Origin of the sequence: Kitasatospora sp. NPDC051164 (genome assembly GCF_044455625.1) — a bacterium.
GTDB lineage: Bacteria > Actinomycetota > Actinomycetes > Streptomycetales > Streptomycetaceae > Kitasatospora.
Map to the genome: position 1 here is coordinate 239,839 of NZ_JBITFB010000015.1, position 11,894 is coordinate 251,732.

General features: G+C 72.9%; 11 protein-coding genes and 3 tRNA genes. 3 read left to right on the forward strand and 11 right to left on the reverse strand.

Annotated features, from left to right (window positions below; all coding sequences use genetic code 11):
• Positions 1-47: 47 nt before the first annotated feature.
• Positions 48-120: transfer RNA gene (locus ACIBEC_RS23725), tRNA-Trp, on the reverse strand.
• A 285-nt stretch (positions 121-405) separates the two neighbouring features.
• Between ACIBEC_RS23725 and ACIBEC_RS23730 the strand changes: the two genes are divergently transcribed.
• Complete coding sequence (locus ACIBEC_RS23730) at positions 406-1,653, forward strand: pyridoxal phosphate-dependent aminotransferase (protein ID WP_360494889.1); 1,248 nt, start codon at positions 406-408, stop codon at positions 1,651-1,653.
• Positions 1,654-1,762: 109 nt separating this feature from the next.
• Entirely contained in the window at positions 1,763-2,854 is a 1,092-nt protein-coding gene (locus tag ACIBEC_RS23735) for an adenosine deaminase (protein WP_360494886.1), read from the forward strand.
• On the opposite strand, the gene ACIBEC_RS23740 is transcribed toward ACIBEC_RS23735, so the two are convergent.
• The 8 genes from ACIBEC_RS23740 to ACIBEC_RS23775 all read right to left on the reverse strand — a co-directional run bounded on the left by ACIBEC_RS23740 (position 2,851) and on the right by ACIBEC_RS23775 (position 7,859).
• Positions 2,851-3,900 (reverse strand): UDP-N-acetylmuramate dehydrogenase, encoded by a 1,050-nt coding sequence (locus ACIBEC_RS23740; protein ID WP_396288781.1) that lies wholly within the window; start codon positions 3,898-3,900, stop codon positions 2,851-2,853. The genes ACIBEC_RS23735 and ACIBEC_RS23740 overlap by 4 nt on opposite strands.
• A 213-nt stretch (positions 3,901-4,113) precedes the next feature.
• Complete coding sequence (locus ACIBEC_RS23745; RefSeq protein WP_360494880.1) at positions 4,114-5,562, reverse strand: MFS transporter; 1,449 nt, start codon at positions 5,560-5,562, stop codon at positions 4,114-4,116.
• A gap of 98 nt (positions 5,563-5,660) precedes the next feature.
• A complete protein-coding gene (locus ACIBEC_RS23750) occupies positions 5,661-6,224 on the reverse strand; it encodes a helix-turn-helix domain-containing protein (protein WP_360494877.1) in 564 nt (187 codons plus the stop codon).
• A 181-nt stretch (positions 6,225-6,405) separates the two neighbouring features.
• Complete coding sequence (locus ACIBEC_RS23755) at positions 6,406-6,828, reverse strand: MaoC family dehydratase (protein ID WP_360494874.1); 423 nt, start codon at positions 6,826-6,828, stop codon at positions 6,406-6,408.
• A 5-nt stretch (positions 6,829-6,833) separates the two neighbouring features.
• Positions 6,834-7,292: a MaoC family dehydratase N-terminal domain-containing protein gene (locus ACIBEC_RS23760; protein WP_360494871.1), complete on the reverse strand. Its 459-nt coding sequence runs from the start codon at positions 7,290-7,292 to the stop codon at positions 6,834-6,836.
• A 130-nt stretch (positions 7,293-7,422) separates the two neighbouring features.
• Entirely contained in the window at positions 7,423-7,587 is a 165-nt protein-coding gene (gene rpmG, locus ACIBEC_RS23765; RefSeq protein WP_006604855.1) for a 50S ribosomal protein L33, read from the reverse strand.
• Positions 7,588-7,670: 83 nt separating this feature from the next.
• Positions 7,671-7,743: transfer RNA gene (locus ACIBEC_RS23770), tRNA-Met, on the reverse strand.
• Positions 7,744-7,786: 43 nt separating this feature from the next.
• A tRNA-Thr gene (locus tag ACIBEC_RS23775) sits at positions 7,787-7,859 on the reverse strand.
• Positions 7,860-8,111: 252 nt separating this feature from the next.
• On the opposite strand from ACIBEC_RS23775, the gene ACIBEC_RS23780 reads away from it, so the two are divergent.
• The gene (locus ACIBEC_RS23780; protein ID WP_360494868.1) at positions 8,112-9,380 is read left to right on the forward strand and encodes a hydrolase; all 1,269 of its coding nucleotides are present in this window, start codon (positions 8,112-8,114) and stop codon (positions 9,378-9,380) included.
• 300 nt (positions 9,381-9,680) lie between these two features.
• Here ACIBEC_RS23780 and ACIBEC_RS23785 read toward each other — a convergent pair whose 3' ends face one another.
• Together ACIBEC_RS23785 and ACIBEC_RS23790 are read right to left on the reverse strand one after the other, a co-directional pair.
• Positions 9,681-10,355, reverse strand: a complete 675-nt coding sequence (locus ACIBEC_RS23785) for a response regulator (RefSeq protein ID WP_360494865.1) — start codon at positions 10,353-10,355, stop codon at positions 9,681-9,683.
• Positions 10,348-11,894 (reverse strand): ATP-binding protein (locus ACIBEC_RS23790; protein WP_360494862.1); only part of this gene is annotated, 1,547 nt, incomplete at its 5' end. The genes ACIBEC_RS23785 and ACIBEC_RS23790, both read right to left, overlap by 8 nt.

Consider the following 11,894-nt stretch of genomic DNA (forward strand, 5'->3'; position numbering starts at 1 on the left):
AGCCCGCTCGCTCTGTGGAGCGAACGGGCTGACAACGGATCAAGCAGCAGGGCAAGAGGGACTCGAACCCCCAACCGCCGGTTTTGGAGACCGGTGCTCTACCAATTGAGCTATTGCCCTACGGTGCCTCGCGGCTCCGGTGGCGACCAACCTACCGCATCTCTCCCCGCTGTCTGCACAGACGGTGAAAGCTCCGGTCTTTTTCGGCGGGCCGTCGAGGAGCGAGTGTACGTGGTCGAGGGGTGTTTGGTCGAACCTCTTCTTCCGGGAGGACCGATCGCCCGGCGGATGTCCGGTCCGACGGGGCGCCCGCCGACGGATCGTCGGGCGCCGCGATGCGGACGGAGCCGTACGGATACTGGAACCTCGATGCCCGGTCCGTCCCGGTTCTGCGACGATGCAGGCATGAGCGCTTCCACCCCGCAGCCCGACCAGTCCATTCGCCCCGCCGACCGCCGGGTCTCCGCCCGGATCGGCGCGATCGCCGAGTCCGCGACCCTCGCCGTGGACGCCAAGGCCAAGGCCCTCAAGGCCGCCGGCCGCCCGGTCATCGGCTTCGGTGCCGGCGAGCCCGACTTCCCGACGCCGGACTACATCGTCGAGGCGGCCGTCGAAGCCTGCCGCGACCCGAAGAACCACCGGTACACGCCGGCGGGTGGCCTGCCCGAGCTGAAGGCCGCGATCGCCGCCAAGACGCTGCGCGACTCCGGCTACGAGGTGGACGCCTCCCAGGTACTGGTCACCAACGGCGGCAAGCAGGCGATCTACGAGGCCTTCGCGGCGATCCTGGACCCGGGCGACGAGGTCATCATCCCGGCCCCGTACTGGACCACCTACCCCGAGTCGGTCCAGCTGGCCGGCGGTGTCCCGGTGGAGGTCGTGTCCGACGAGACCACCGGCTACAAGGTCTCGGTCGAGCAGCTGGAGGCCGCCCGCACCGAGAACACCAAGGTGGTGCTGTTCGTCTCGCCGTCCAACCCGACCGGCGCGGTGTACACCGAGGCCGAGGCCGAGGCGATCGGCCGCTGGGCGCTGGAGCACGGCCTGTGGGTGCTCACCGACGAGATCTACGAGCACCTGGTGTACGGCGACGCCACCTTCACCTCGCTGCCGACCCTGCTGCCCGAGCTGGCCGACAAGTGCGTCGTCGTCAACGGTGTCGCCAAGACCTACGCGATGACCGGCTGGCGGGTGGGCTGGGTGATCGGCCCCACGGACGTCATCAAGGCCGCGACCAACCTGCAGTCGCACGCCACCTCGAACGTCTCCAACGTCGCGCAGCGCGCCGCCCTGGCCGCCGTCGCCGGCGACCTGGACGCCGTCGCCGAGATGCGCACCGCCTTCGACCGCCGCCGCAAGACGATCGTGCGGATGCTCAACGAGATCGAGGGCGTCTACTGCCCCGAGCCCGAGGGCGCCTTCTACGTCTACCCGTCGGTGAAGGGCCTGCTGGGCAAGGAGATCCGCGGCATGCGCCCGCAGACCTCCGGCGAGCTGGCGACCCTGATCCTGGACGAGGCCGAGGTCGCGGTCGTCCCTGGCGAGGCCTTCGGCACCCCCGGCTACCTGCGGCTCTCCTACGCGCTCGGCGACGCCGACCTGGCCGAGGGTGTCAGGCGGATCCAGAAGCTGCTCGGCGAGGCCCGCGACTGACGTCGGCCCGACATTCGGGATTCACCCGGCACACCGCCCTCTTTCACCCCTTCGGGGGAGGGAAAGAGGGCGGTTCCCGTTTGGGGGTCCCATACGGCAGTATCGGTGAATGGAACGCCTGTTGAACCCGCGAGACGTCAGGGGCCTCCCGAAGGCCCACCTGCACCTGCACTTCACCGGCTCGATGCGCCCCGCCACGCTGCTGGAGCTGGCCGACAAGCACGGCGTCCGGCTGCCGGAGGCGCTCAGCTCCGGTGAGCCGCCGAAACTGCGGGCCACCGACGAGCGCGGCTGGTTCCGCTTCCAGCGCCTCTACGACACCGCCCGCTCGGTACTGCGGGACGAGGCGGACATCCGCCGGCTGGTCCTGGAGACCGCGCAGGACGAGCGGCGGGATGGCTCCCGCTGGCTGGAGATCCAGGTCGACCCGACCTCGTACGCGCCCCGGCTGGGCGGACTGATCCCCGCGCTGGAGCTGATCCTGGACGCGGTGGAGAACGCCGCCCGGGCCACCGGGGTGGGCATCCGGGTGCTGGTCGCGGCCAACCGGATGAAGTCCCCGATGGACGCCCGGACGCTGGCCCGGCTGGCCGTCCGCTACGCCGACCACGGGGTGGTCGGCTTCGGCCTCTCCAACGACGAGCGCCGCGGCTTCGCCCGGGACTTCGACCGGGCCTTCGCGATCGCCCGCAACGGCGGCCTGCTGGCCGCCCCGCACGGCGGCGAGCTGGCCGGCCCGGAGTCCGTCCGGGACTGCCTGGACGACCTGGACGCCGGCCGGATCGGCCACGGCGTGCGGGCCGCCGAGGACCCCCGGCTGATGGAGCGGCTGGCGGCCCGGCAGATCACCTGCGAGGTGTGCCCGTCCTCCAACGTCTCGCTCGGCGTCTACGAGAGCCCCGAGGAGGTCCCGCTGCGCAAGCTCTTCGACGCCGGGGTGCCGCTGGCGCTGGGCGCGGACGACCCGCTGCTGTTCGGCAGCCGGCTGGCCGACCAGTACGACCTGGCCCGGGACGTCCTGGGCTTCGGCGACGCCGAACTCGCCGAGCTGGCACGGCAGTCGGTGCGCGGCTCGGTCGCCCCGGAGGCCGTCCGCAAGGAGCTGCTGGCGGACATCGACGCCTGGCTGGCGAACGGGCACGCCCCCGCGGACGCGCCCGCCACCGCCGCCGCGACCTCGGCCTCGACCTCGACCGCCTAGAGCGCGACGCCCACCATCACCGGCTCGTTCACCAGCTCCACCCCGAAGGCCTCGCGGACCCCGTCCCGGATCTCCCGGGCCAGGGCCAGCAGGTCCTCGGCGGTGGCCGAGCCGCGGTTGGTGAGCGCCAGGGTGTGCTTGGTGGAGAGGGTCGCCGGGCCGCTGCCGTAGCCCTTGCCGAAGCCCGCCTTGTCGATCAGCCAGGCCGCCGAGGTCTTGGTGCAGCCCTCCGGGGCCGGGTAGGCGGGGGCGTTCTCGGCGCCCGGGCGGGTGCGGAAGGACTCGTACTGCGCGGCCGTGAGCACCGGGTTGGTGAAGAAGGAGCCCGCCGACCAGGTGTCGTGGTCCGCCGGGTCCAGCACCATGCCCTTGCCGGCCCGCAGCTTCAGCACCGCCTCGAACGCCTCGGCCAGCGGCACCCGCTCGTCCTGCCCGACGCCGAAGTGCTTGGCCACCTCGGCGTACTTGACCGGGCTGGAGAGCCCGGCGTGGTCCGCCAGGGCGAACCGGACCCGCAGCACCACGTAGCGGTCCGGCTCGGCCTTGAACCGGCTGTGCCGGTAGGAGAACGCGCACTCGGCGTTCGAAAGCGTGACCGCCTCGCCGATGGCGCGGTCGTACGCGACCACCTCGGTGATCGTCTGGGCGACCTCCTGGCCGTACGCGCCGACGTTCTGCACCGGGGTGGCGCCGGCCGAGCCGGGGATGCCGGCCAGGAACTCGATGCCGGCCAGGCCGTGCTCGCACACCGCCCGGGCGACCGCCTCCGACCACACCTCGCCGGCGGCCAGCTCCAGCACGGCGCCGTCCAGGACGAAGCCGGTGGTGGCGATCCGCAGCACGGTGCCGGAGAAGCCGGCGTCGCCGATCACCAGGTTGGAGCCGCCACCGAGGACCAGCAGCGGCTCGCCCGCCGCGTCGGCCTCGCGGACGGCGGCGATCACCTCGTCGTCGGTGTGGGCCGTCACCAGGCGGCGGGCCGGCCCGCCGAGCCGGAGCGTGGTCAGCGGGGCGAGGGGGGCGTCGTTTTCTACCAGCACGCCCACCAGCGTACGGGGGGAAAGCGGGCTGCCAATCGCCCGCTCGCCTCCGGCCGCTCCGGATCCGGTGCCGACGTTCCTCGCTCCGGCGCTCCTTCGTCGCTGGTCACTCCTCGCTTTCGACACCGGCGCGCCCTTCGGCTCGGGGCGGGCTGCTAATCGCCCGCTCGCCTCCGGCCGCCCTTCCCCCGCACCGGCCCGCGCTCGGGCGGCAGCGGCTCAGGCGCGGGCGGCCTCGGCCCGGTCCGCCACCGGCTGCCCGGGGGCAGCCGGGGCCGCGGACTTGCGCCGGCGCGGGATGAGCACCGCGGCGAGTGCTCCGGCCGCGACGGCCGCCGCGCCGACGTAGAGGGCGGGCACCAGCCCGTCCGCGAAGGCCTGCGCCGACTGGTAGCCGCCCTGTGCCGAGAACACGGCCGAGAGCACGGCGACCCCGAGCGCCCCGCCGACCTCGCGCAGCGCGTTGTTGGCGCCGGAGGCGATCCCCTGCTCCTGCGGCCGGACGCCGGCCATCACCAGTTGGGCGGTCGGGCCGAAGTAGAGGGACATGCCGATCCCGCAGATCACGATGCCGGGGACCTGCGTGAGGTAGTCGTACCCGGTGCTCCCGTCGACGACCAGGGCGAACAGCCCCAGGCCGGCGGCCTGGAGCGCCAGCCCGGCGGCCACGATCGGCCGGCCGCCGATCCGGTCGGAGACGATGCCCGCGATCGGCGAGATCAGCAACGGCATCGCGGTCCACGGCAGCATCCGGATGCCGGCCTCCTGCGGGCTGTAGTGGCCGACCCCCTGGAGGTACTGGCTGATCAGGAAGATCGAGCCGAACATCCCGAGGTACATCAGCAGGCTGGCGGCGTTGACGGCGGAGAAGGCGCGGCTGCGGAAGAGCCGCATCGGCAGCATCGGGTGGGCGGCCACGCGCTGCTCGTACCAGACGAAGGCGGCGAGCAGCACGGCGCCGCCGATCAGGGAGCCGAGGACCAGCGGGCTGGTCCAGCCGTCCGGGTTGCCGCGGATCAGGCCGAGCACCACTCCGAACATCCCGAGGCTGACCAGCACGGTGCCGGGCACGTCCAGGGCCCGGTCCGCGCCCCGGCTCTCGCCGAGCCGGAGGAAGGCCAGCGGCAGCAGGACGAGTCCGACCGGGACGTTCACCCAGAAGATCCACTGCCAGGAGAAGTGCTCGGTCAGCGAGCCGCCGATCAGCGGTCCGGCGGCGACGGCGAGGCCGCTGACGCCCGACCAGATGCCGAAGGCCAGCCCCCGCTTGGCCTCGGGCACGGCGGCGGTGAGCAGGGTGAGGGTGAGCGGCATCATCACCGCGGCGCCGACGCCCTGGATCGCCCGGGCGGCGATCAGCTCGCCGATCTCCGGGGAGAGCGCGGCCCCGGCGGAGCCGGCGGTGAAGATCGCCAGGCCGATCAGGAACATCCTGCGGCGGCCGAAGCGGTCGCCGAGGGCGGCGCCGAACATCAGCAGCACGGCGAAGCTCAGGGTGTAGGCGCTGACCGTCCATTCGAGGTCGGACAGCCCGCCGCCGAGTTCCTCGCGGATCGACGGCAGTGCGGTGGTGACCACCAGGTTGTCCAGGGCGGCCATGAAGCTGGCCGCGCTGACGATCACCAGGGTCCAGATCGCGGTCCTGCCGAGGGCCGGTTTCTCCGTCATGACTTCCCCCAGGTTTCTCTAGGTTTCCCTAGGTAGTTATTGATCAATAACTTTCATGGGCCGAAAAGGGGCCGCACGGACACCGCCGCGCGACCCGCCTACTCGGCCCCTTCGCACCCGTCGAAGCCGGTCCACATCCGGTGGTCCTGCGGGTAGCCCAGCGCCACCAGCGTGTTGATCAGCATCCCGTAGGCGAAGAACCGCGTGGCGTCCTTCATGTCGCCGCCGATCCGGATCCTGACGCGATCGAACAGGCCCTCCCACAGCCGCCGGGCGCTCTCCCCGATCTCCTCCTCGCCGGCCGCCCGGGCCGCGGACACCGAGACGTAGAGCTGCATCTGCATCATGAGCTGGTCACGGTCCTCGACCAGGCCCATGTACGCCCCGGACATCGCCTCGGCGGCCGCCTCGCCGGTCAGGCCGGCCGAGGCCTCGTCGAAGACCCGCCAGGTCTCCTCGACGCAGCGCTCGGCGGCCGCCTCGAAGATGGCCTGCTTACCGGGGAACAGCCGGAACAGGTACGGCTGGGAGACGCCCACCCGGCGGGCGATCGCCTCGGTGGAGGTGCCCCGGTAGCCACCCCGGGCGAACTCGATCATCGCGGCACGGACGACGCTCTCGCGCCGCTCCTCCGCGCTCATCCGCATGCTCGACCTCGCCATGACCCTCAAGTTAGTGGCCAATCACTATCTACGCAAGGCCTGCGACCGCGGCCGGGATTCCGCCGTACGGCCCCGGTCACGGCCAGGTCGGTTGATCGGCCGACCAGTCGGGCCGATCATTCGGGCCGGCCCGGTCGGCCGGCCCGTCGACCCCGCCGGTCTCAGCCGGTCTCAGCCGGTCTCAGCCGAGCCGGACGATCGCCCGGGACATCCCGAGGACCTTCTGCCCGCCCGTGGTCGCCAGCAGGTCGACCTGCACCCTGCGGTCGTCCAGCTTCTTGGCGACCTTGGCCGAGACCTCGATCACCGCCCCGGCCCCGTCGTTCGGCACCGGCACCGGACGGGTGAACCGCACGCCGCACTCGACCACCGCGGCCGGGTCGCCGACCCAGTCGGTGACCACCCGGATCGCCTCGGCCATGGTGAACATGCCGTGCGCGATGACGTCGGGCAGGCCGACCTCCAGGGCGAACTTCTCGTTCCAGTGGATCGGGTTGAAGTCACCCGAGGCGCCCGCGTAGCGCACCAGTGTGGCGCGGGTCACCGGGAAGGACTGGGCCGGCAACTCGGTGCCGACCTCGACCTCGTCGTAGCTGATCGCCATCGTGTTCACTCCCCCGCCTCGTCGGCGGCCCGGGCCACCAGGGTCATGACCGCCGTCAGCACGTGCTCGCCGGTCCCGTCCAGCACCTCGCCACGCACGGTGAGCACGTCGTTGCCCGCCAGCGACTTGATGTTGTCGATGGTCACCACGACCGAGAGCCGGTCGCCGGCCCGCACCGGGCGGGTGTAGGTGAACTTCTGGTCGCCGTGCACGACCCGGTTGAAGTCCAGGCCCAGCTCCGGATCCCCGACCACCTGGCCGGCCGCGCCGTAGGTGACCACGAAAGGGAAGGTCGGCGGGGCGATCACGTCCGGGTGGCCCAGTGCCTTCGCCGCCTCCGCATCGGTGTACGCCGGGTTGGCGTCGCCGATCGCGATCGCGAACTCGCGGATCTTCTCCCGGCCGACCTCGTACGGCTCGGTGGGCGGGTAACTACGCCCGATGAAGGAGGGGTCGAGCGCCATGGCAGCTCCTCGGAACGCGGATGGATACGAAGCGGTCGGATACGAAAATGACTCCGGGCCACACCCCCCATGAGGGATGCGGCCCGGAGTCGAGACCTGATTCACACAGGCCCGATGCCCTACAACGAGGTCAGCGGGTCTCGCGGTGCGCGGTGTGCGAGTTGCAGCGGGGGCAGTGCTTCTTCATCTCAAGACGGTCCGGGTCGTTACGCCGGTTCTTCTTGGTGATGTAGTTCCGCTCCTTGCACTCCACGCAGGCCAGCGTGATCTTCGGGCGGACATCGGTGGCAGCCACGGGAGTGCCTTCCTTGGACAACGAATAAGAACACGACAAGAGTAGCCGACCGGGAGTGCGATCTCCCGACCGACTACGCGGGGTAGCGGTGACCGGACTTGAACCGGTGACACAGCGATTATGAGCCGCTTGCTCTACCAACTGAGCTACACCGCCACAGTGATCCGCAGCACAGTCGAAACTGACCGCTTCTCACCAGAGCCCCCATGCGGAATCGAACCGCAGACCTTCTCCTTACCATGGAGACGCTCTACCGACTGAGCTATAGGGGCGAACGAGGAAGAGATTACACGTTTCGCGCCCGGAGGTGAAATCCGTATCCCGCGGCGAAGACCGCAGGTGGGCGAGGTGCACGGACGAGCGATCCAAGGTCGGGCGTTCGATCGGCCGGTGAGGAGTGCGGCCCGACCCGATACGACTATTGCCCGCCTCCCGGCTCCCCGCCCCTGCGCGCCATAGGCTCGACGCTCATTGATCGGAATCGACTGGCCGACCGTACGGGCCGGCGCGAGAAGGAGCCGGCGATGGACAGCGCAGCCGCCGACGGGCCACACCACGGGCCCGGCCCGGCGGCCAACCCGCTCGGGCACGGCCCGGTCCTGCTGCTCACCGGCGCCCGACTGGCCGACGGGCGAGTGGTGGACGTCCGGATCAGCGGCGACCGGATCCAGGCCGTCGGCACCGTCGGCAGCCTCGGCCCGCTGCCCGCTCTGCCCGGCGCGCCCACCGTGACCACCGGCGCCCGGATCGACCTCAAGGGCTACCTGCTGCTCCCGGCCCCCGCCGAGGCGCACGCCCACTACGACACGGCCTTCTCCGCCGCCCTGGCCACCCCGCCGCCGGACACCCCGGCCGACCTCACCCGCCGGGTCACCGAGGCCGCGCTCACCTCGCTCGGCTACGGCGCCACCGCCCAGCGCACCCACGTCCGGATCGGCGACGTGCACGGGCTGCGCCCGCTGGAGGCAGTGCTCACCGCCCGGCAGGCCCTGCGCGGGCTCGCCGACCTCCAGGCGGTCGCGATGCCCCGGCTGCTCACCGGCCGGGCCGGCGCGGACGGCCGGACACAGCTGCGCGAGGCGCTCAAACTGGGCGCCACGGCGGCCGGCGGCTGCCCGGAGCTGGACCCGGACCCGGCCGGGTACGTGCAGTTGCTGCTGGAGGCCGCCCGGGAGGCGGACTGCCCGGTGGACCTGCACACCACCGCCGCCGACGCGGCCCAACTCGCCCGGCTGGCGGGCGCCCTGGCACCGCTGCGGCCGCGGGTGACGCTCGGGCCGTGCGGCGCGCTGCCCCACGGCGCGTCGACGGTGCTGGCGACCAGCGGGGTGCGGGTGGTCTGCCTGCCGCAGAACGGCGGCTGCACCGGCCTGGAGGGCCGGGCGGCGGGCCTGCGGCCTGGCCTGCTGCGGGAGTTGGCGGCGGCCCGGGTGCCGCTGGCGGCGGGCAGCGGGGCACTGCGCGACCCGTCCAACCCGGTCGGCCGGGCGGATCCGCTGGAGGCGGCGTATCTGCTGGCGGCGGGCGGGGAGTTGGAGCCGGAGGCGGCGTACGACGCGGTGGCGAACCAGGCCCGGGCGGCGCTCGGGCTGCCGCCGGTCCGGGTGGACGCCGGGTTCCCCGCGGAGCTGCTGGCGGTGCGCGGGGACAGCCTGGCCGGGGCGCTCGCGGGCGGGCACAGCCGACTGGTGGTGCACAGCGGCCGGGTGGTCAGCCGGACCAGCGCGGTACGGGAGTTCGCGGACACCGTGGCGCTGGCGCTGCCCCGGCAGTCCGGGAGCACGGAGGACTGAGGGGTGGTCGGGGCCGGGGGCTCGGGGGCGAGCGACTCGGGGGGCGACCGGCTCCGAGGGCGGCCTGACCCACAAAAGGGGCGCGCGACGGTTTGTCGCGCGCCCCTCCCCCACCTACCGGCCGTCCTTCGACGGCGGCGTGAGCGGCCCCTGGCCTCCCCCACACGGAGCAGGTCCCGCTCGCCTCGGCACCGACGCTACGCCCACGGAGCACCACCGCCGACCGGCCTTGACGCCCCTCTGTCGCCCCGCGGCCCGCTCTTGACGCCCCGTTGACACCCGGACGGCGGAACGGGCGCGCTACGGCACGTACCGGTACCCGATCCCCGGCTCGGTGAGCAGGTGCCGCGGCCGGGCCGGGTCGCGCTCCAGCTTGCGGCGCAGCCCGGCCAGGTAGACCCGCAGGTAGTTGCCGCGCCCCTCCTGGGCCGGGCCCCACACCTCGCGCAGGATCTGCCGTCCGGGCACCAGCCGGCCGGGGTTGGCGAGCAGCAGGGTGAGGATCCGCCACTCGGTCGGGGTGAGCCGCACCGGGCCGTTCGGGCCGTTCACCGCGGTGGCCGCGAGGTCCACGGTGTGGTCGCCGATCACCGGCCGGGCCGGCGGGACACCGCCCAGCGGACGGCGCAGCACCGCGCGCAGCCGGGCCAGCAGTTCGTCCATCAGGAACGGCTTGGTGAGGTAGTCGTCGGCGCCCGCGTCGAGGGCCCCGACCTTGTCGGCGGCGTCGCTGCGGCCGGAGAGCACGATGATCGGCATCGCGCTGTGGGTGCGCAGGCCGCGCAGCACGTCCATCCCGTCGAGGTCGGGCAGGCCGAGGTCGAGCAGGACGGCGTCCGGGAGCGAGTGGGCGGCGCGGTCGAGCGCCTCGCCGCCGCTGGCGGCGGTGCGGACGGCGTACTGCCGGGCGCTCAGGTTGATCCGTAAGGTGCGCAGCAGGGCCGGTTCGTCGTCGACGACCAGAATCTCACTCATACGGTGGCTCCTCCCCAGGGGCAACGGGCTCGGCGGCGACGGGCTCGGTGGCGTGCGCAGTGGCGACGGACTCGGTGGCGTGCGCGGTGGCGGGATACGCGGTGGCGGCGGGCAGGGTGAGCAGCATGGTGGTGCCGCCGCCGGGGGTGTCCTCGACCTCCAGGCTGCCGCCCATGGCCTCGGCGAGGCCGCGGGAGAGAGCAAGCCCGAGGCCGACGCCGGTGGTGTTGTCGGTGTCGCCGAGGCGCTGGAAGGGCAGGAAGACCCGGTCGCGGTCCTCGGGGGCGATGCCGGGGCCGCGGTCGATCACCCGGAGCTCGACCTGGTCGGCGTGGTGGCTGGCGGTGACCAGGACTGGCGTGCCGGGGGCGTTGTACCGCAGCGCGTTGGTGATCACGTTGGCCAGGACGCGTTCCAGCAGCGGCGGGTCGGCGAGCACCGCCGGGGCCGTGTCCAGGTCCAGCGGCTGGATCGGCGCGTACGGGTCGGGGAGACTGTCGAGCGCCCGGGGCAGGATCTCGTCCAGGTGGGTCTCGGTGAGGTGCAGGGTGAGCGCGCCGGCCTGGAGGCGGCTCATGTCGAGCAGGTTGTCGACCAGCCGGGTGAGCTTGACCAGGGACTCGTCCGCGGTGGCGAGGAGTTCGGCCTGGTCCTCGGGCGAGAACTCGACGTCGGGGCTGCGCAGCGAGCCGACCGAGGCCAGGGCGGCGGCTAGCGGGGTGCGCAGGTCGTGGCTGACGGCGGCGAGCAGGGCGGTGCGCATCCGGTCGGCGGCCTTGATGGGTTCGACCTCGGCGGCGACCACGGCGAGCCGGTCGCGTTCGAGGGCGGCGGCGACGTGGGCGGCGAAGGCGGTGAGGACGCGCTGGTCGGCGGCGGGCAGCCGGCGGCCGGTGAGTACCAGGACGGCGTCCGCGCCGACCGGGACCTCGGTGGTCTCCTGCGGGCCGTCGTCGTCCTGGTGCTCTCCCGCGCAGTGCGCGAGCACCTCGCCGTCGGCCCGGGAGAGCAGGGCGACCGCCCGCATGCCGAAGGCCGTCCGGGACTTCTCCAGCAGGGCGGGCAGCGCGTCGGCGCCGCGCAGCACGCTGCCGGCCAGGGTGGAGAGGGTCTCGGCCTCGGCGGTGGCGCGGGCGGCCCGGGAGGTGAGCCGGCCGGCGTGGTCGACCACGGTGGAGACGGTGAGCGCGATGGCGGCGAAGACCACCAGGGAGACGATGTTGTTGGTCTCGCCGATGGTCAGGCTGTGGATCGGCGGGATGAAGTAGTAGTTCAGCAGGACCGAGGCGATCAGCGCGGCCACCAGGGCGGACATGGCGCCGCCGAGCAGGGCGACGGTGACCACGCCGAGCTGGAAGATCAGCGCGTCGGTGGTGAGGTTGATCCGGCCGTCGGCCTGGGAGAGCACGGCGGTGAGCAGCCAGGGCAGTACGAAGCCCGCCACGTAGCCGACCAGGGTGCGGCGCCGGGAGTGGCGGCGGCCGAGCGCGGGTAGCCGGCCGCGGCCGGTGAACTCGTGGGTGACCATGTGGACGTCGA